Origin of the sequence: Streptomyces sp. NPDC088733, assembly GCF_044751185.1 — a bacterium.
Taxonomy (GTDB): Bacteria; Actinomycetota; Actinomycetes; order Streptomycetales; family Streptomycetaceae; genus Actinacidiphila.
The window spans coordinates 157,698-176,701 of the sequence record NZ_JBIVLH010000011.1 but is presented as its reverse complement, the minus strand read 5'-3'; the positions used below and the strand labels follow the sequence as shown (position 1 = coordinate 176,701).

The 19,004-nt window shown below is 73.5% G+C and carries 18 protein-coding genes; 9 read left to right on the top strand and 9 right to left on the bottom strand.

Annotation, left to right across the window (positions count from 1 at the left end):
* The first annotated feature begins 18 nt into the window (after positions 1–18).
* From ACIP64_RS21945 to ACIP64_RS21920, 6 genes are all read left to right on the top strand, one after another.
* The gene (locus tag ACIP64_RS21945; RefSeq protein ID WP_401589246.1) at positions 19–2,772 is read left to right on the top strand and encodes a penicillin acylase family protein; all 2,754 of its coding nucleotides are present in this window, start codon (positions 19–21) and stop codon (positions 2,770–2,772) included.
* 185 nt (positions 2,773–2,957) lie between these two features.
* The gene (locus tag ACIP64_RS21940; RefSeq protein ID WP_401589243.1) at positions 2,958–3,725 is read left to right on the top strand and encodes an SDR family oxidoreductase; all 768 of its coding nucleotides are present in this window, start codon (positions 2,958–2,960) and stop codon (positions 3,723–3,725) included.
* Positions 3,722–5,377: a long-chain fatty acid--CoA ligase gene (locus ACIP64_RS21935; protein ID WP_401589241.1), complete on the top strand. Its 1,656-nt coding sequence runs from the start codon at positions 3,722–3,724 to the stop codon at positions 5,375–5,377. The genes ACIP64_RS21940 and ACIP64_RS21935 overlap by 4 nt, the downstream gene beginning before the upstream one ends.
* Positions 5,378–5,431: 54 nt before the next feature.
* The gene (locus ACIP64_RS21930; RefSeq protein WP_360906264.1) at positions 5,432–6,037 is read left to right on the top strand and encodes a TetR/AcrR family transcriptional regulator; all 606 of its coding nucleotides are present in this window, start codon (positions 5,432–5,434) and stop codon (positions 6,035–6,037) included.
* 22 nt (positions 6,038–6,059) lie between these two features.
* On the top strand, positions 6,060–7,046 hold the full coding sequence (locus tag ACIP64_RS21925; RefSeq protein WP_401589238.1) for an NADPH:quinone oxidoreductase family protein: 987 nt from the start codon (positions 6,060–6,062) through the stop codon (positions 7,044–7,046).
* Between the two features lie 80 nt (positions 7,047–7,126).
* Positions 7,127–8,377: a glycosyltransferase 87 family protein gene (locus ACIP64_RS21920; RefSeq protein WP_401589235.1), complete on the top strand. Its 1,251-nt coding sequence runs from the start codon at positions 7,127–7,129 to the stop codon at positions 8,375–8,377.
* 481 nt (positions 8,378–8,858) lie between these two features.
* On the opposite strand, the gene ACIP64_RS21915 is transcribed toward ACIP64_RS21920, so the two are convergent.
* The 3 genes from ACIP64_RS21915 to ACIP64_RS21905 all read right to left on the bottom strand — a co-directional run bounded on the left by ACIP64_RS21915 (position 8,859) and on the right by ACIP64_RS21905 (position 12,074).
* A complete protein-coding gene (locus ACIP64_RS21915) occupies positions 8,859–9,659 on the bottom strand; it encodes an SDR family oxidoreductase (protein ID WP_401589232.1) in 801 nt (266 codons plus the stop codon).
* Positions 9,660–9,819: 160 nt separating this feature from the next.
* Positions 9,820–11,046 (bottom strand): acyl-CoA dehydrogenase family protein, encoded by a 1,227-nt coding sequence (locus ACIP64_RS21910; protein WP_401589229.1) that lies wholly within the window; start codon positions 11,044–11,046, stop codon positions 9,820–9,822.
* A 2-nt stretch (positions 11,047–11,048) separates the two neighbouring features.
* Complete coding sequence (locus ACIP64_RS21905; protein ID WP_401589226.1) at positions 11,049–12,074, bottom strand: phosphotransferase family protein; 1,026 nt, start codon at positions 12,072–12,074, stop codon at positions 11,049–11,051.
* 284 nt (positions 12,075–12,358) lie between these two features.
* Between ACIP64_RS21905 and ACIP64_RS21900 the strand changes: the two genes are divergently transcribed.
* Positions 12,359–13,657: a glucarate dehydratase family protein gene (locus ACIP64_RS21900; protein ID WP_401589223.1), complete on the top strand. Its 1,299-nt coding sequence runs from the start codon at positions 12,359–12,361 to the stop codon at positions 13,655–13,657.
* A 9-nt stretch (positions 13,658–13,666) separates the two neighbouring features.
* On the opposite strand, the gene ACIP64_RS21895 is transcribed toward ACIP64_RS21900, so the two are convergent.
* Both ACIP64_RS21895 and ACIP64_RS21890 read right to left on the bottom strand, forming a co-directional pair.
* A complete protein-coding gene (locus ACIP64_RS21895) occupies positions 13,667–14,608 on the bottom strand; it encodes an MBL fold metallo-hydrolase (RefSeq protein ID WP_401589220.1) in 942 nt (313 codons plus the stop codon).
* Between the two features lie 119 nt (positions 14,609–14,727).
* The gene (locus ACIP64_RS21890; protein ID WP_401589218.1) at positions 14,728–15,240 is read right to left on the bottom strand and encodes a gluconokinase; all 513 of its coding nucleotides are present in this window, start codon (positions 15,238–15,240) and stop codon (positions 14,728–14,730) included.
* 113 nt (positions 15,241–15,353) lie between these two features.
* Here ACIP64_RS21890 and ACIP64_RS21885 point away from each other — a divergent pair, with 113 nt between their 5' ends.
* Positions 15,354–16,061 carry a FadR/GntR family transcriptional regulator gene (locus ACIP64_RS21885; protein ID WP_401589215.1) on the top strand — a complete coding sequence of 236 codons (708 nt, stop codon included), beginning with the start codon at positions 15,354–15,356 and terminating at the stop codon, positions 16,059–16,061.
* A gap of 22 nt (positions 16,062–16,083) precedes the next feature.
* Here the strand turns inward: ACIP64_RS21885 and ACIP64_RS21880 are convergent, their stop codons facing one another.
* Positions 16,084–16,617 carry an AAA family ATPase gene (locus ACIP64_RS21880; protein ID WP_401589212.1) on the bottom strand — a complete coding sequence of 178 codons (534 nt, stop codon included), beginning with the start codon at positions 16,615–16,617 and terminating at the stop codon, positions 16,084–16,086.
* A 202-nt stretch (positions 16,618–16,819) separates the two neighbouring features.
* On the opposite strand from ACIP64_RS21880, the gene ACIP64_RS21875 reads away from it, so the two are divergent.
* Positions 16,820–17,764, top strand: a complete 945-nt coding sequence (locus tag ACIP64_RS21875) for a hypothetical protein (RefSeq protein ID WP_401589210.1) — start codon at positions 16,820–16,822, stop codon at positions 17,762–17,764.
* Here the strand turns inward: ACIP64_RS21875 and ACIP64_RS21870 are convergent.
* The 3 genes from ACIP64_RS21870 to ACIP64_RS21860 form a co-directional block, all read right to left on the bottom strand.
* The gene (locus ACIP64_RS21870; RefSeq protein ID WP_401589208.1) at positions 17,710–18,201 is read right to left on the bottom strand and encodes a MarR family winged helix-turn-helix transcriptional regulator; all 492 of its coding nucleotides are present in this window, start codon (positions 18,199–18,201) and stop codon (positions 17,710–17,712) included. The genes ACIP64_RS21875 and ACIP64_RS21870 overlap by 55 nt on opposite strands.
* 69 nt (positions 18,202–18,270) lie before the next feature.
* A complete protein-coding gene (locus tag ACIP64_RS21865) occupies positions 18,271–18,594 on the bottom strand; it encodes a DUF202 domain-containing protein (protein ID WP_401589205.1) in 324 nt (107 codons plus the stop codon).
* A complete protein-coding gene (locus ACIP64_RS21860) occupies positions 18,594–18,998 on the bottom strand; it encodes a YidH family protein (RefSeq protein WP_401589203.1) in 405 nt (134 codons plus the stop codon). The genes ACIP64_RS21865 and ACIP64_RS21860 overlap by 1 nt, the downstream gene beginning before the upstream one ends.
* Positions 18,999–19,004: the final 6 nt, after the last annotated feature.

Genomic DNA, 19,004 nt, shown 5'->3' with positions numbered 1-19,004 from the left:
CCTTCGGGAGGAGCGGTCATGCGCGCACGTATTGACAGGTTCAGGTCAAAGCTGAGAGCGAGTGCCGCCGCCGCGGTGCTCGCGCTGGGGGCGAGTCTCCTCGCGCCACTCCCATGGGCGGCCCCCGCGGCCGCCGCCACCCCCAACGACTACTGCCAGGGGCAGTGTTCCGACATCCTGCCGCCGGGGGAGAACGGCAACGCCACTCTCGCCCAGATCCTGCTCAACCAGATCTTCGGCACCCAGCCCGACCACGCGGAGGACCAGCTCGGTCCCTATGCCAACCTGGCCACCGGGTACCAGACCCTGACGAACGCCACGATCAACAACTTCTTCAACGACGCGTCCTTCGGCGTGCCTTCGGGGCAGGTGGCGTCCACCGTCTCGCCCCGCAGCGATGTGACGATCACGCGCGACAAGAAGACCGGCGTCCCGCACATCTCCGGCACGACCCGCTACGGCACCGAGTTCGGCGCCGGGTACGCCGCGGCGCAGGACCGCCTGTGGATGATGGACCTGTTCCGGCACGTCGGCCGGGGCCAGCTGACCTCGTTCGCCGGCGGCGCGCTCGCCAACCAGGGCCTGGAGCAGCAGTTCTGGCGGGCCGCCCCCTACACCGAGGCCGATCTGCAGACCCAGATCGACTGGATCGCCTCCCACAACGGCGCCCGCGGCCAGCAGGCGTACGCCGACGTCACGGCGTACGTCGACGGCGTCAACGCCTACATCGCCGCCTCCGACAGCGGCCGCTACTTCCCCGGCGAGTACGTGCTGACCGGCCACAAGGACGCGATCACCAACGCCGGCACCATCGAGAAGTTCAAGCCCACCGACCTGGTGGCGCTCGCCTCCGTCATCGGCGCCCTGTTCGGCACGGGCGGCGGCGGCGAGGTGACCAACGCGCTGTCGCTGCTGGCGGCGCAGGAGAAGTACGGCGTCGAGGACGGCACCAAGGTCTGGGAGTCCTTCCGCGAGCGCGACGATCCCGAGGCGGCGCTCACCGTCCACAACGGCGAGAGCTTCCCGTACGCCGTGCGCCCCGACAGCCCGCGCGGCACGGCGATGCCCGACGCCGGCTCGGTGAGCGAGGAGCCGCTGGTCTACGACCGCACCGGCACCGGCGCGACCGCCAAGGCCGCCGCCGCGTCCAAGAGCGCGGCGCAAACGGCCCTGTCGGCCAACACCCGGGGGATGTCCAACGCCCTGCTCGTCAGCGGCGCGCACACCGCGAGCGGCCACCCGGTCGCCGTCTTCGGCCCGCAGACCGGCTACTTCGCGCCGCAGCTGCTCATGCTCCAGGAGATCCAGGGCCCGGGCATCAGCGCCCGCGGCGCCTCCTTCGCGGGCCTGAGCATGTACGTGGAGCTGGGCCGCGGCCCGGACTTCGCGTGGAGCGCGACGACCTCCGCGCAGGACATCACGGACACCTACGCCGTCGAGCTGTGCCAGGACGACGTGCACTACCTCTACCACGGCACCTGCACGCCCATGGAGAAGCTGGAGCGCAGCAACTCCTGGACGCCGACGACCGCCGACGGCACGGCCGCCGGCTCGTACCGGATGCAGGTCTACCGGACCAAGTACGGCACCGTGGAGTACCGCGGGACCGTCGGCGGCAAGAAGGTGGCGTTCACCAGCCTGCGCAGTTCCTACATGCACGAGGCCGACTCGGTGGTGGGCTTCCAGATGCTCAACGACCCGTCCGCGGTCACCGGGCCCGCCTCCTTCGAGGAGGCCGTGCAGCACATCAACTACACCTTCAACTGGTTCTACGCCGACTCGCAGCACACGGCGTACTACAACAGCGGCGACAACCCGGTCCGGCAGCCCGGTGTCGACGCGACCTTCCCGGTGCGCGCCGAGACGGCGTACGAGTGGCAGGGCTTCGACCCGGCGCACAACACGGCCGACTACACGCCGCCCGCCGAGCACCCGCAGTCCGTCGACCAGGACTACTACGTCTCCTGGAACAACCGGCAGGCCAAGGGGTACGACGCGGCCGGCTTCGGCAACGGCTCCGTGCACCGCGGGGACCTGCTCGACGACCGGGTGAAGCAGCTCGTCGCCGCGGGCGGGGTCACCCGGGCGCAGCTCACCCGGGCGATGGCGGACGCGGCGCTGACCGATCTGCGCGGCGAGGACGTGCTGCCCAACCTGCTGAGGGTGATCCGCAGCAGCGCCGTCTCCGACCCCGCGGCGGAGGCCGCCGTCACGAAGCTGGGCGACTGGGTGACCGCGGGCGCCAAGCGCAGGGAGACCTCGGCGGGTTCGCACACCTACGCCAACGCCGACGCGGTGCGCATCATGGACGCCTGGTGGCCACTGCTGGTCAAGGCCGAGTTCGAACCGGGCCTCGGCAGCGGGCTGTACGCGGCGCTCACCGCCAACCTGACCGTCGACGAGTCCCCTTCGGCCGGGCACGGACCGACCGGTGCGCACGCCGGGAGCGCCTTCCAGTACGGCTGGTGGTCCTATGTCGACAAGGACATCCGCGCGGTCCTCGGTGAGCCCGTCCAGGGCGGACTGGCCAGGAACTACTGCGGCGGCGGCTCGCTGAGCGGGTGCCGGGACGTGCTGATCACCACGTTGAAGCAGGCCGCCGCGAAGACCGCCGCCCAGGTCTACCCGGGCGACGAGAACTGCTCGGCCGGCGACCAGTGGTGTGCCGACACGGTGATCCAGCGGCCGCTGGGCGGCATCAAGCACGGCAAGATCAGCTGGCAGAACCGCCCGACCTACCAGCAGGTCGTGGAGTTCGCCGTGCACCGCTGAGCGGTGGCGACCGCCCGTACGCGATCCGGGGCCCGGCCGTTTCGGCCGGGCCCCGGCCCGTGCGCGCCGCGGGAGCGGGCTCCGCCGGCACGGGCGATGTCCGGCGATACCGCAGGCATGACCTTCCCTCTCTGTGACCGACCGCTTAGTATGCGAAGGGAGCCGTACGAGTCGAAGGAGACGCGATGGAAGCGCTGCGCGATGCCCGGGTGGTCGTCACCGGTGCGGGAGGCGGGATCGGTGCGGCGCTCGCCCGCAGATTCGCCTCGGAGGGCGCCCGAGTCGTCGTCAACGACCTGAACAAGGCCGCCGCCGAGGCCGTCGCCGAGGAGATCGGCGGCAGCTGCGTGATCGGTGACGCCTCCGGCGTGGTCGGGCCCGCCCGCGAGGCGCTGGGCGGCCGCATCGACGTCTTCTGCGCCAACGCCGGCACCGGCGCCATGGCCGGCCCCGAGGCGGACGACGAGGTCTGGCAGCGGGTCTGGGACGTCAACGTGATGGCGCACGTCCGGGCGGCGCGCGAACTGCTCCCCGAGTGGCTGGAGCGCGGTGAGGGCCGCTTCGTGGCCACCGTGTCCGCCGCCGGACTGCTCACCATGGTGGGAGACGCCGCGTACTCCGTCACCAAGCACGGCGCCCTCGCCTTCGCCGAATGGCTGGCCGTCACCTACCGTCACCGCGGCGTCCGCGTCCACGCCGTCTGCCCGCAGGGCGTGCGCACCGACATGCTGCGCTCGGCCGGCCCCGTCGGGGAACTCGTCCTCGGCCCCGGGGCCATCGAGCCGGAGCAGGTCGCGGACGCCGTGCTCCAGGGCATCGCGGACGAGCGCTTCCTGATCCTGCCGCACCCCGAGGCCGCCGGGTACTACGCCGCCCGGGCCGGGGACACCGACCACTGGATCGACGCCATGAACCGGGTGCAGCGCAAGCTGGAGGAGGGCGGCGCGGCATGACCTCGTACGACAGCAAGCCCTGGCTCCAGTACTTCCGGGAGGAGCTGCGCGCCCTCCCCGACCCGCCGCCGACACTGCTGCACGCCTTCCGCGCCACCGTGGACCGCGTGCCAGGCCGCACCGCGCTCGCGTACTTCGACGCCCGGATCGCCTACCGCGAGCTCGACGAGCTCTCCGACGGCCTCGCCCGCCACCTCGTCGGACGCGGCTTCGCGCGCGGCGACCGGCTCGCGATCGTCCTCCAGAACATCCCGCAGTTCGCCGTCGCGCTGCTCGCCGCCTGGAAGGCCGGCGGCAGCGTCGTCCCGGTCAACCCGATGTACAAGGAGCACGAGCTCGGCCACATCCTGCGGGACGCCGAGGTGGCCGCGCTGGTGTGCTCCGAGCGGGCCTGGGACGCGTACATCCGCGAGACGGCCGCCGACTCCCCGGTGCGCATCGCGCTGACCACCAGCGAGCTCGACCTGCAGACACGCGACGACCACCGGGTCCTGCCGAAGCAGCGGTACGCCGCCGAGGATGCGGAGGACCTGCTCTCCGCCGCCCACGCCGGCACCGTCGGACCCGCCCTGCCCGATCCCGGGCTCACCGGCGAGGACGTCGCGCTGATCAGCTACACCTCGGGCACCAGCGGCGTGCCCAAGGGCGCGATGAACACGCACGGCAACATCAGCTTCAACGCCGACCGGCAGCGCGCCCACAGCGTGCTGCCCGACGGTGCGACGATCTTCGCGCTGGCACCGCTGTTCCACATCACCGGCATGGTCTGCCAGCTCGCCGCCGGCATCGCCGCGGGCGCGACGGTCGCCCTCGCGTACCGCTTCGAGGCGGGCGTCGTCCTCGACGCGCTCCGCGAGCACCGGCCCGCCTACATGGTCGGGCCGTCCACCGCCTACATGGCGCTGATGGCCCACCCGGACGCCGTGCCCGAGGACTTCGCCTCCTTCCAGCTGCTGTACTCCGGCGGCGCGCCGCTGCCGCCGGCCCTGGTGGAGGCCTTCCGGGCGCGCTTCGGCCACTACCTGCGCAACGGCTACGGCCTCACCGAGTGCACCGCCCCGGCCACCAGCACCCCGCCCGGCCTGGAGGCGCCGGTCGACCCGGTCTCCGGCACGCTCTCGGTCGGCGTCCCCGGTCCCGACACCCTCGTGCGGATCGTCGACGACCAGGGCGCGGACGTGCCGTTCGGCGAGCACGGCGAGATCGCGGTGCGCGGCCCGATGGTCGTCCCCGGCTACTGGCGGCTCCCCGAGGCCTCCGCCGCGGCCCTGCCCGGCGGCGAACTGCGTACCGGCGACATCGGCTTCATGGACGAGGACGGCTGGGTCTACGTCGTCGACCGCAAGAAGGACATGATCAACGCCTCCGGCTTCAAGGTGTGGCCGCGCGAGGTCGAGGACGCGCTCTACACGCACCCCGCGGTGCGCGAGGCCGCCGTCGTGGGCGTCCCCGACACCTACCGCGGCGAGTCGGTGAAGGCGTACGTCAGCCTGCGCCCGGACGCCGCCGCCTCGGCGGAGGAGCTGATCGCCCACTGCAAGGACCGCCTCGCGGCCTACAAGTACCCCCGCGCCGTCGAAATCCTCCCCGAGCTGCCCAAGACCGCCACGGGCAAGATCCTGCGCCGGGAGTTGCGGGCACGCGCGGACTGACGACATACCGCTCGGTACGCTGTCCCGCGCACCGGAACGGAGAAAGGGCAGGCCATGGCACGGAGTACGACACCACCCAAGGCGGCCGCCACCGCTGTCCCGCAGCGGCTGCTCGCCGAGGCCACCCGGCTCTTCGCCGAGCGCGGCTACGACCGGACGTCCGTGCAGGAGATCGTCGAGGCCGCCGGGGTGACCAAGGGCGCGCTCTACCACTACTTCGGCAGCAAGGACGACCTCCTGCACGAGATCTACGGCCGGGTGCTGCGGCTGCAGATGGAGCGCCTGGAGTCGATCGCCGACCGGGACGAGCCGGTGCAGCGGCGCCTGGTCGAGGCCGCCGCCGACGTCGTCGTCACCAGCATCCAGAACCTCGACGACACCAAGATCTTCTTCCGGTCCATCCACCAGCTGAGCCCGGAGAAGCAGAAGGCGGTGCGCGCCGACCGCCGCCGCTACCACGAGAAGTTCCGCGCCCTGGTGGAGGAGGGACAGCGCGAGGGGGTGTTCCGGGCGGAGGCCCGGCCCGACCTCGTCGTCGACTTCTTCTTCGGCGCGGTGCACCACCTCGGCACCTGGTACCGCGAGGACGGACCGCTGTCCGCCGACCAGGTCGCCGCCGATTTCGCCGACATGCTGCTGCACTCCGTGCGGCAGCCCTGAACAGGAGCCGGGAGCCGACCGCATGAAGGCATGGCGAGTGCACGAGAACGGAGAGCCGCGCGAGGCGATGCGCCTCGAGGACGTCCCCGACCCGCAGCCCGGCCCCGGCCAGCTGCTGCTCACGGTGCGCGCGGCCGCCGTCAACTTCCCCGACGCGCTGCTGTGCCGCGGCCACTACCAGGTGCGCCCGCCGCTGCCGTTCACCCCCGGCGTCGAGTTCTGCGGCGAGATAGCCGCCGTCGGCGAGGGCGTGGAAGGACACCGCCCCGGCGACCGTGTCATCACCCCCGCCGCGCTGCCCGGCGGAGCCTTCGCCGAGCGGGCCGTCGTCCCCGCGGCCGGCGTGCTGCCCGCGCCGGAGGCGCTGGACGACGCGGAGGCCGCCGCCCTCCACATCGGCTACCAGACCGGCTGGTTCGGCCTGCACCGGCGCGCCGCGCTCCGGGCCGGCGAGACCCTGCTCGTGCACGCCGCGGCGGGCGGGGTGGGCAGCGCCGCCGTCCAGCTCGGCAAGGCCGCGGGAGCCACCGTGATCGGTGTCGTCGGCGGCCCGGAGAAGGCCAAGACCGCCCGGGAACTCGGCGCCGACGTCGTCGTCGACCGGCACAGCGAGGACTTCGTGGCCGTCGTCAAGGAGGCCACCGGCGGCCGCGGCGCCGACGTGGTGTACGACCCGGTCGGCGGCGACGCGTACACCCGCTCCACCAAGTGCATCGCCTTCGAGGGCCGCATCGTCGTCGTCGGCTTCACCAGCGGCACCATCCCCAGCCCCGGGCTCAACCACGCCCTGGTGAAGAACTACTCTGTCGTCGGCCTCCATTGGGGCCTGTACAACACCCACGACCCGGCCGCCGTCCGGTGCTGCCACGAGGAACTGACCCGGCTGGCCGCCGAGGGCGCGATCAGACCCCTGGTGAGCGAGCGCGTCCCGCTGACCGGCGCCGCCGACGCCGTCCAGCGCGTCGCGGACGGGACGACCACGGGACGACTGGTGGTCGTCAACAACTGATTACCGCCGAGCAACCTCTGCGCCGTTTCCATCGTCTCTTCTCCAGAGGCCGGACCGCCGAACAGGGGAGAAACGAAACGATGCGGTGGTGCCTTGACGCACGCGGGCAGTGGACGGCCTGGGCGGTGACCCGGCTGCTGCTCGTGGGGGCGTCGCTGCGCCTCGGCCCGTTCAGCGGCCTCGGAGACCTCGACCCGTCGGTCTCGCAGGTCTACACGGGGTGGTACGCGGTGCTGCGCACCGGAGTCTTCCCCGTCGCCGACGTCACCTGGCAGTACCCGCCCGGCGCCGCGCTCCCGCTGCTCGCCCCGAGCCTGGTGCCAGTGCTGGACTACGGCCACGCGTTCATCGTGTGCTGCGCCCTGTGCGACGCCGCCGTGACCGCCGTGCTGCTCCGCAAGGGACCGGGCACGGCGGCCGCATGGCTGTGGATCGGCGGCCTGCCCCTGCTGATCACCCTGCCCTGGAGCCGCTTCGACGTCTTCGTGACCGCCATGGCCATGGGCGCGCTGATAGCCGCGGGCACCCGGCGCCGCTGGGCCGACCTCGCCTTCGGCGTGCTCGTCGGGCTCGGCGCCATGGTCAAGGCCTGGCCGCTGCTGCTGCTCAGCGGCTTGCGGGCCGGCCCGCGCGCCCGCACCGCGCTGCTCACGGCGGCCGCCACCGCCGCGGCCGTCGCGCTCGGCTTCGCCGTCGCCATGCCCGGGGCCTTCGACTTCCTGGCCGCGCAGCGCGAACGCGGCATCGAGGTCGAGGCGACGGCGGCGCTGCCGTTCCACATCGCGCGGCACTTCGGCTGGTCGGGCCAGTGGACGCTGCGCGACGGCTCCATGGAGTTCGTCGGCCCGTGGATCCGCGAGGCGGTCTGGGTCAGCGAGGCCTGCTCGGTCCTCGCCTTCTGCTGGCTGCTGTGGTGGTGGCGGCGGGCCGACCGCAGGGCGCCCTGGGTGCTGCCCGACGCCGCGCTGACGGCGGTCCTGCTCTTCGTCGTCACCAGCCGCGTCCTGAGCCCGCAGTACCTGATCTGGCTGATCGGGCTGGCCTCCGTCTGCCTGCTGCACCGCGGGACCTCGCAGCGTCCGGTCGCCGTCCTCCTGGTCGCCGCGACCGTGCTGACCACCCTGGACTTCCCGCTGCTCTTCCGCGACCTGCTCGACGGCTCCGTCCTGGCGATCGCGGTGCTGACGGCGCGCAACCTGCTGCTGGTGGCCGCCACCGTGCTCTCCGCGACCCGCCTGCTGCGCGCCACCCGCCGCGCCGGCCCCGGCGCCGGAGAGGTCCGCCTGATCCCGGAGGCCGAGACGGTCGGCGCGGGCAGCCGAGCCGCGTAGCCCGGCCCGGCCTCACCGCAGGCGCGGCGGGTCCCTGTGTGTGGGGGAGGAGGACGCCGAACACGGTCGGGCGCGGGTGCCCGGGCCGCGTGGCCCGGCTGCCCCGCCGGGGGCTCGGCGTCCAGTCCCCGACGGTGTGCCGTCCGCACTCCGCGCGAGCGCGTTCCAACTTGCCGACCCGCGGCCGCCACGGCCGCCCGGAACCCGGGGCCCGGCCCGCTCGGAACAGGAACGCCTCGGTCGGCCCACCCCCGACGCGGTGGCGGGAGAGCATGGCCGGCGAGCGGACAGCCCGACGCCCACCACGATCTCGCCGCCGGACGTGGGCTGCCGCTCCACCTCCGCGGCCGGGATCCCGAGTGCCCGGCACACGGCCCCGGTCGAAGCCGTACGTTCGCCGGTCCCCACCGGGGGACCGGCGAACGCGTCGACCGGGGTGCGTCCGGCCGTCGGCGGCGGACCGCCGGGGGAACCCCGGACCTCACTGCCCGGGGATGATCGGCCCGAGCCACAGCCCGCCGCAGACGTCGATGCGCTGGCCGGTGACGTAGGCGCCGTCGGGGCCGGCCAGGAAGGCCACCGTGCGGGCCACGTCCTCGGGTTCGCCGAGCCGGCCGAGCGCGGTGATGGCGGCGAGCTGGGCGGCGGCCTCCGGGACGGCGGTGTGCCCCGCGGTCATGTCGGTGCGGATCACGCCGGGCGCGACGGTGTTCACGGTGATGCCGCGGCCGCCCAGTTCGTTCGCCAGCGACGGGGTCATGCTCTCCAGCGCCGCCTTGGCCATGGTGTACGCGATCTGCGTGGAGACCGCGACGCGGGTGGCGGTGGAGGCGATGGTGACGATGCGGCCGCCGTCGTTGAGCAGGGGGATCGCCCGCCGGGTCACCAGGAACGGGGTGCGGACGTTGATCGTGAAGAGGCGGTCGAACTCCTCCTCGGTGACGGCGGCGATCGGGCTGGTGGACGCGATGCCCGCGTTGCCGACCAGGATGTCGAGCCCGCGCTCGCCCAGCCCCGCGGCCAGTTGGCCGAAGAGGCGGTCCGCCGCGTCGGCGGCGGCGAAGTCGGCGCCGACCGGGAACGCCCGGCCCCCGGCCTCGTTGATCAGGGCCACCGTCTCGTCGGCGGCCTCCTTGCCGCTGCCGTAGTGGACGGCGACCAGGGCGCCCTCGGCGGCCAGGCGGCGTGCCACGGCGCGGCCGATGCCGCGCGAACCACCGGTCACCAGTGCCGTCCTGCCGCTCAGGGCGGTGGAGGCAAGGGATGCGGTCGATGCAGTCATGTCGGGCTCCTCGGTCCGCGGTGCCGGGCCCCTGCGGCCCGTTCGTGAGAACACCGTCGCGCTCCGCGCTGACCGGCCGCGCACCGGCGGCGCACCGCTCCCGCACAAGGGGGCGCCCCCGGGTACGGGACCCGGGGGCGCCTCGCCGTGGGCGTGCCGCTCAGCCCTCCTGGGTGGCGTACCGCTTGAGTTCGCGCCGCGCGAGCGACCGCTTGTGCACCTCGTCGGGCCCGTCGGCCAGGCGCAGCGTGCGGGCCGCCGCGTACAGTTCGGCCAGCGGGAAGTCCTGGCTGACGCCGCCCGCGCCGTGCACCTGGATGGCGCGGTCGAGGATCAGGCCCACCTTCGCCGGGGTGGCGATCTTGATGGACTGGATCTCGGTGTGCGCCCCGCGGTTGCCGACGGTGTCCATCAGCCAGGCGGTCTTGAGCACCAGCAGCCGCAGTTGCTCGATCTCCACGCGGGCCTCGGCGATCCACTCCTGGACGACGCCCTGGGCGGCCAGCGGCTTGCCGAACGCCACGCGCCCGGTGGCACGCCGGCACATCAGCTCCACCGCGCGCTCGGCCATGCCGATCAGCCGCATGCAGTGGTGGATCCGGCCCGGCCCGAGCCGCGCCTGCGCGATGGCGAAGCCGCCGCCCTCCTCGCCGACCAGGTTCTCCGCGGGCACCCGCACGTCGTGGAAGACCACCTCGGCATGGCCGCCGTGGTCCCCGTCGTCGTAGCCGAACACCCGCATGCCGCGCCGTACTTCGAGGCCGGGCGTGTCGCGCGGCACGAGGATCATGCTCTGCTGGCGGTGCCGGTCGGCGGTGGGATCGGTCTTGCCCATGACGATGAAGATCGCGCAGAGCGGGTTCATCGCGCCGGAGATGTACCACTTGCGGCCGTTGATGACGTAGTCGGCGCCGTCGCGCACGATCCGGGTCTCGATGTTCGTCGCGTCCGAGGAGGCCACGTCCGGCTCGGTCATCGCGAAGGCCGAGCGGATCTCCCCGGCGAGCAGCGGTTCCAGCCAGGTCTTGCGCTGCTCCTCGGTGCCGAACTCGCTGAGCACCTCCATGTTCCCGGTGTCCGGCGCGGCGCAGTTGAGGGCGGGCGGGGCCAGGTGCGGGCTGCGGCCGGTGATCTCGGCCAGCGGCGCGTACTGGAGGTTGGTCAGTCCCGCGCCGCGCTCACCGGGCAGGAAGAGGTTCCACAGGCCCAGCTCCCGCGCCTTCGCCTTGAGTTCCCCGACGACCGGCGGCGCCGACCAGACCGCGTCGCCCTCGGCCTCCTCGCGCTGGCGGCGGAAGACCGGCTCGGCCGGGTACACGTGCTCGTCCATGAAGGCGAGCAGCCGCTCGCGCAGTTCCTCGGTCCTGGCGTCGTACGCGAAGTCCATGGTCAGCCTTCCTGAAGGGTGCGCAGGCCGTTGTCGATGAAGGCCGGGACGATGGCGCCGATCCGGTCGAAGCCGGCGCCGACGGTCCGGCCGAGGGTGTAGCGGTAGTGGATGCCCTCCAGGATCACGGCGAGCTTGAAGTACGCGAAGGCCGTGTACCAGGCCACCGAGGACACGTCGCGCCCCGATCCGGCGGCGTAGCGCTCCAGCAGCTCGGCGGCGGAGGGGTGGCCCGGGGCGCCGCCGGTGACGGACACCGGCGTGCCGGGGGTGGGGCGCAGCTCGCCGTACATCAGCAGCAGGCCGAGGTCGGTGAGCGGGTCGCCGAGGGTGGACATCTCCCAGTCGAGGACGGCCCTGACGGTGTCGTCGGAGCCGACCAGCACGTTGTCGAGCCGGTAGTCGCCGTGGACGACCGCGGGCGGTCCGGAGGCGGGCAGCCGCGCGCCCAGGGCGGCCGCGAGCTCGTCGATGCGGGGCAGGTCGCGGCTGCGCGAGGCGTCGAGCTGCTTGCCCCAGCGGCGCAGCTGGCGCTCCAGGAATCCGTCGGGGCGGCCGAAGTCCCCGAGCCCGGCCGCCCCGGGGTCGACGGCGTGCAGTGCGACGAGGGTGTCCACCAGGGCGAGCACGATGGCGCGGGTGCGGTCGGGGCCGAGCGCGGTGAGCTGCTTCTCGGTGCGGTACGGCGTGCCCTCCACGAAGTCCATGACGTAGAAGGGCGCCCCCAGGACCTCCGGGTCCTCGCAGAGGATCACGGTGCCGGGGACGGGCACGGGGGTGTCGCGCAGGGCGCTGATCACGCGGTGCTCGCGGCCCATGTCGTGCGCGGTCGCCAGCACATGGCCCAGCGGGGGCCGCCGGACCACCCAGCGCGCGGTGCCGTCGCTGACGGCGTACGTCAGGTTGGACCGCCCGCCCTCGATCAGCTCGCCGTCGAGCGGGCCGCGCAGCAGGCCGGGCCGCTGCGCGTCCAGGTACCGCCGCAGCCGGTCCAGGTCGAGCCCCGGTGGGTTCTCCGTACCGCTCATCATGCTCCTCGCCACTGCCGTCCCTGTACCCGACATCATGCCGACCAGTCGGTATGTCGTCCAGTCCGCCGCCGGAACCGGCGGGCGCGCCTGGGCGCCCGTACGCGGTGCCGCCGCGGTGCCCGCAGCCATGATCCCGCCCGTCGTGCCCGGCCGCCCCGCGGGCCCGCCCCGCGAACCGTGTCCGGACCTGTGCGTTCTTGACGACTTTGGGGAGGGGACCTAGGGTCCGATTCTGGTAGACGCATCTCAAACATGTATGTGAACGACGAGGGTGGGCGTTGATGACACACCGCAGGGACCTGACGATCACGGACGTAAGACTCACCCCTGTCCTGGTCTCCGACCCGCCGATCCTCAACACCCAAGGCGTTCACCAGCCGTTCACGCCCCGGTTGATCATCGAGGTCACCACCGAGAGCGGCGTCACCGGCATCGGCGAGACCTACGGCGACGCCCGCTACCTGGAGCCCGCCCGCCAGCTCGCCGACGCGCTGCCCGGATGCGAGGTCAGCGACCTGAACAACCTGTCGCCGCTCGCCGGACTGGTGTGCGCGCCGCCCCAAGACACCTCGGACGCCGTGGACGCCGGCGGACTGCGCGGCGTGCTGACCGCCGACAAGGTGCTGCTGTCGGTGGTCTCCGGCTTCGAGGTGGCCTGCCTGGACGCACTCGGCAAGGTGCTCGGGCTCCCCGTGCACGCGCTGCTCGGCGGCAAGGTGCGCGACACCGTCGACTACAGCGCCTACCTCTTCTACCGCTGGGCCGAGCACCCGGACGGGCAGGGCCTCAAGGACGACTGGGGCGCGGCGCTCGACCCGGCCGGCATCGTGGCGCAGGCCCGGCGCTTCGTCCGCGAGTACGGCTTCACGTCGTTCAAGCTCAAGGGCGGCGTCTTCCCGCCCGACGAGGAGATCGCCGCGATCCGGGCGCTGGCCGCGGCCTTCCCCGGCATGCCGCTGCGCCTGGACCCCAACGGCGCCTGGTCGGTGGAGACCTCGCTGCGCGTCGCCGACGAGCTCGGGGACGTCCTGGAGTACCTGGAGGACCCCACCTCCACCACCGCCCGCATGGCCGAGGTCGCCGCCGGCACCGATCTGCCGCTGGCCACCAACATGTGCGTCACCACCTTCGGGGAGATCCCCGACGCCTTCGCCCAGGACGCCGTCCAGGTCGTGCTCTCCGACCACCACTACTGGGGCGGGCTGCGCAACACCCGTGAACTCGCCGCGATCTGCCGCACGTTCGGGGTGGGCGTGTCGATGCACTCCAACACCCACCTCGGCATCAGCCTCGCCGCGATGACGCATGTCGCGGCCACGGTGCCCAATCTGCACCACGCCTGCGACTCGCACTACCCGTGGCAGACCGAGGACGTCATCACCCTGCGCCACGAGTTCCGCGGCGGCCGGCTGGCCGTGTCCGACGCCCCCGGCCTCGGCGTGGAACTCGACCGGACGGCCCTGGAGACCCTGCACCGCCGCTGGCTCGACGACGACGGCGGCCTGCGCGACCGCGACGACGCCAAGGCCATGCGCCGTGCCGAGCCCGGCTGGGTCACCCCCGCCATTCCGCGCTGGTGAGCCAGGGCCTCAGGCCAGGCACTCCGGGACCCGGCCGCCGTTCAGCACCGCCATGTCGGTGATGATCCGCACCAGGTCCAGCGGCGAGCCGGGCGGCAGCCCGTCCAGCTCCGCGTACGCGCGGTGCAGATTGGCGACCAGCCGCTCCGGCTCGCGCAACGACGCGAACTCGCCGGGATCGGCGGCCCGCGCGACCTCCAGCGGTTCCCGGCCGGCCTTGTGGCCGTCCGCCGCGAGCTCCGTCACGAAGCGCAGATAGCCCTCGGTCGTGTCGTACACCGACGGGTCGCAGACCTGCCCGTGGCCCGGCACGACGATCTCGGCGTCCAGCGACCGCAGCAGTTCGAGCCCGCGCAGCGAGCCCGCGAGCGAGCCCATCGGGACGAAGGGCGCCCCGCCGTTGAAGACCAGGTCGCCGGTGAAGACCACCCGCGGGCCGGGCAGCCACACCACGGTGTCGCCGAGCGTGTGGGCGACCCCGGGGTGCAGCAGCCGCACCTCCTCGTCGCCGACGTGCAGGGTCAGCTCGTCGTCGTAGGTGACCGTGGCGGGGGTGACGGGCACCTCGCCGTAGTCCACGTCCGGCCAGATGGCGTGCAGCTGGAGCCCGGCGGCCAGCTGCTCCTTGACGCACGCGGTGTGGCCGACGATCCGGGCGCCCGGGGTGAAGACGCTGTTGCCGTAGGTGTGGTCGCCGTGGTGGTGGGTGTTGACCACGTGGTCGGGCTGCGGCACACCCGCCGCGGTCAGCGCGTCGCGCAGCAGCAGGGCGCGCCGCTCGGTGGCGGCGGTGTCCACCAGCAGCGTCGTGCGGCCGTCGCTGATGAACCCGGCGTTGTTCAGGCACCACCCGCCGTCCGGCTGGACGTAGGCGTGCACGCCCGGCGCGAGCCGGGAGGTGTACGGGGCGTCGGTCTGCGACGGCGACGACGACGGTGACGGAGATGACATGGTTGTGCCCTTTCCTGGTGGTCCGCGAGGAACCTAACAGGGGAGGGCGCAGGCCGGACGGGGTGGGGCCGCCCCCGGCGGGGCGGCTGCAGGACCAGCGGCAGCAGCGGGGGAACGGCTCAGTGGGGGAGGGCCGCCAGGGCGCGCTCGCTGATCTGCCGCGGGCCGCCGTCGATCGCCACGACCGCCCCGGCCTCGTCGGGTTCGAGCGGTTCCAGCGCCTCGAACTGCGAGCGCAGCAGCCCGGCCGGCATGAAGTGCTGCATCCGCGCGGCCAGGCGGGCGGCGATCAGCTCCTCGGAGCCGTCGAGGTGGAGGAAGAACAGGCCGGGCGTATCCCGGCGGAGCCGGTCGCGGTAGCGGCGGCGCAGGGCGGAGCAGCTGACGACGCCGCCGTGGCCGCCGCGCCCGGTGATCCAGGCCGCTATGGCGTCCAGCCAGGGGGCGCGGTCCTCGTCGTCCAGCGGATGCCCGGCCGACATCTTGGCGATGTTGGCCGGCGGGTGGAAGTCGTCGGCCTCGGCGTACGGGACGCCGAGCCGCTCGGCGAGCAGCCCGCCGACGGTGGACTTGCCCGATCCGGAGACCCCCATGACCACCACCAGGGGGAGACGCGGGCCGTCCTCGGTCATCACTGCTACCTCCTCGTGCGGGTGACGGCCTTCAGGAAACGCCGTAGGTACTACTTATTCAAGAGGCCGACATAAAATCGTCATACGAATCGATGCCGCATAGGCTGTCGGCCATGGATCGGCAGGGAGAGAACGGCGGCCTGCACGCCCGGGTCCTGGCGGAACTCGGCCCCGCCATCGCGTCCGGCGTCCACCCGCCCGGCACCGTGCTGCGCATCGACGCGCTCGAGCGCGACTTCGGCGTCTCCCGCACCGTCGTGCGCGAGGCGGTCAGGGTGCTGGAGGCCATGCACCTGGTCGAGTCCCGGCGCCGGGTCGGCATCACGGTGCGCCCCACCGAGGAGTGGAACGTCTTCGACCCCGCCGTCATCCGCTGGCGCCTGGCGGGTGCCGACCGGCCCCGCCAGTTGCGCTCGCTGACCACGCTGCGCACCGCCGTGGAGCCGGTCGCAGCCGGGCTCGCGGCAGCCGCCGCCGACCCGGCCCAGTGCCGCGAACTCACCGTCCTCGCCGCCGAGATGGCGGCGGCCGGCCGCGCGGCCGACCTGGACGCGTACCTCGTCCACGACATCGCGTTCCACCGCACGATGCTCCGGGCCTCGGGCAACGAGATGTTCGCCCGGCTCGGCGACGTGGTCGCCGAGGTCCTGACCGGCCGCACCGAGCACCACCTGATGTTCAGCGCCCCCGACCCCGAGGCGGTCACCCTCCACGTGCGGGTCGCCGAGGCCGTCCGCTCCCGGGACGCCGGGGCCGCCGAGCGGCTGATGCGGGAGATCTGCGTGGGCGCCCTGCGCGAACTGGACATCCTCGCGCCCTGAAGCCACCCCGCCGCCGCAGGGCTCAGCCCGTGGGCCCGGCATGGCGCAGGATCGTGTCGACCGTCTGCTCCGGGCTCTGCTCGCCGGTGTCCAGCCACAGGCCGATCCGGGGCGTGCCCGAGCGCAGCGCGCGGTCCAGCCGGGCGGGGGTGACGACGTCGTCGTAGACCCGCTTGGCACGCGCGGCCTCCCGCGCGGCGACCGCGCCCGGAGGCGGGACGAGGACGACGACGTGCAGCGGCCTGGTGCGCAGCAGCGCGATCGTGCGCGGCAGTTCGTCGCCGAGGATCACGTCCTGGAGCACGGGCGTGAAGCCGGCGGCGGCGTAGGCGTCGGCGCTCGCGGCGGCCAGGGAGTGCCGCAGCCGCAGCTGCCGCAGCGTCTCCTCGCCGGGGCCCTCGTCGTCGTGGTCCGCGGGGACCGGTTCCGCGCGGCCGCCCACGATCATCCGCCGGAACGCGCCCCCGCGGATGTGCGCCGACCTCGGCAGCCGCTCGGCCAGTGCCTGCGCCACGGTGGACTTGCCCGACGCCGGGATGCCGGTGATCAGGAACATGCCCCGCACCGCCGCCGCCCCCGGCAGCCGGCCGGCCACCCGTCGCTCATGTGATGACGGATCGTCATCAGGCCTTCCTCCCCAGGACATTGAAGTGTCGGGAGTGAATCTACGGTCGTGTGCGCCGGCAGCGGAATCCCCGGTACCGGACGAAGGGAAAACCGGATGACCGGCCGGGACGGGACATGGTCGACTGGCCGGCATGACCTCACCGCCGGGCGCGCGTCCCGCACCGCCGCAGCCCTACCGCTGGACGCTGTCGCGGGCCCGCGACGGACGCCGCCCGGACCGCCTGGGCGCGCTGACCGACGGGGCCGAGCCGCCCCGGCTGTGGTTCCTGCCCCAGCTCACGGACTGCGCCGGCAAGGTGCTGGCCCGCTCCGGCGGGGCCGACCTGTGCTTCGTCGGGCGCTCCCTGGACAGCATGTACGACCTGCTCAGCGGCGCCTTCGAGGGCTCCTCCTGGGACGGGCGGCTGCTGCGCCTCCCGCTGTCGCTGCGGCTGTCCCGGGCCGGTTGGGGCCCGGCGCACACCCGCCGGCTGCGCGAGCACCTGGCGGCCGCCGGACTCGCCCCGTACGACCTGGCCCGCCGCACACGGCCGGTGGCGCTGGTCGACGTCGTGCACGGGGGCACGACGTACGACGTGCTGCACGGCGCGCTCGCCGCCTGGGCGGCCGCGAGCCGCGAGCCCTGGCCGGTGATCCGCCGCAAGCTGCGCTTCGTCGGCGTGACGATCCGCGAGCGGACCAGCCCGAAGACCTGGCGCTGGCAGCAGCACAGCGAAGGCGGCTGGGCCCGCGCCCTGCCCGCCGGGCACGCCGCGAGCGTGTCACTGGACGGCTGGGTCTGGGACTACCTCGGCAACGACCAGGACAAGCTGCAGCCCTGCTTCCCGCCGCGGCGGTGGTTCGACGAGTGGGCCGCCGAGCCCTGGCACCGCCCGGGGCTGCCGGCGGCGCTGGCCGAGTCGCTCGCGCTCGTCGAGGCGGGCCGCGGCCGTGCGGTGCGCGAGCGCCTGGTCCGCGTCATCGGCGCGGAGCCCGGCTTCGCCGACCGCGAAGTGCGGGCGCTGGTCGCGCCGCTGCGCCGTCAGCCGCGGGCGCGGTCCTCCATGACGGGGCGCAGCCGCTCCAGCAGGCCGTAGAGCGCCTCCCGCTCCCCGGCGTCGAGGACGTCGAGGGCCCCGTGGGTGGCCTGCATCTCGTCGCGCACCCGGCGCATCGTCTCGCGGCCCAGATCGGTGGCGACCACGTTCTTCACCCGGCGGTCGGCCGGGCTCACCTCGCGGCGCACGAACCCGTGGGCCTCGAGGCGGTCGACGATGCCGGTGATGTTGGACGCGTCGCACACCAGCCGCTCGGCGAGACCGCGCATCGGGACCGGGCCGTGCAACTGGGAGAGCACCTTCGCCTGCATGGACGTCAGCCCGTGCCGTGCCGCCGCCGCGGCGAAGTCCTGCCACTGGGCGGTGCCGATGACCGCGAGCAGTTCCAGCAGCTGGATCTTGGAGGGCGGATGCGCGGTCGGCGCAGTCGGCGCGGTCGGTGAATTCGGGGCGGTCGGGGCGTTCCGGGCGCTCATGCGGCGAGTCTACTCAGGTACTTGACATTGTGAACCATTTGCTTGATGTGCCCAAGCTTCCGCGCCCTCTCACAGGAACAGCGTCGCCGACCCGAAGAGGGCCAGGGCCACGACGCACAGCACGGCCCCGGCCGCCCACGGCCCGGTCAGCACCGGCGGCCGGGCGTCGTCCAGCACGGCGATCCGGCGCTGCGCGACCGCCGTGAAGGCCAGCCACACCAGCGCGCACAGCGCCAACCCGCCGATCACGACCGCCGAGACGCCGTGCAGCAGCGCCTGGCGCCCGGCCAGCAGCGCCGCCACGGCGAAGGAGAGGGTCGTCCGCCGCCACGCCAGCCGGGTCCGTTCCGGCTGCAGCCCGGGATCGCGCTCCGGGGTGTCGCCGGCGTCCATCAGCCGGCCCGCCCCAGCACGGCGGTGAGCAGCAGCGCCACCGCCATCGCGGCGACCACCACCGCCAGCAGCGCCGGGAACCGCGAGACCGGCAGGTCGTCCCCGCGCCGCATCGCCCGCTCGCAGCGCACCCAGTGGTTGACCGCGCGCACCGCGCACATCGCCCCGCCCACGACCAGCACGACAGCCAGCGTCACCCGGACGGGACGCTGCAGGTTCCGCAGGAACTGGTCCACGGCGAAGCCGCCGCCCACCAGCGCCAGGGCCGTGCGCAGCCAGGCCAGGAACGTCCGCTCGTTCGCCAGCGAGAAGCGGTAGTCGGGCGTCGTGCCCTCCGCTCGCACCCGCTCCGGGGCGAACCACAGGCCGATCGCCCGCGCGGTGTTCCGGACAGCGTCGATCACACCGCT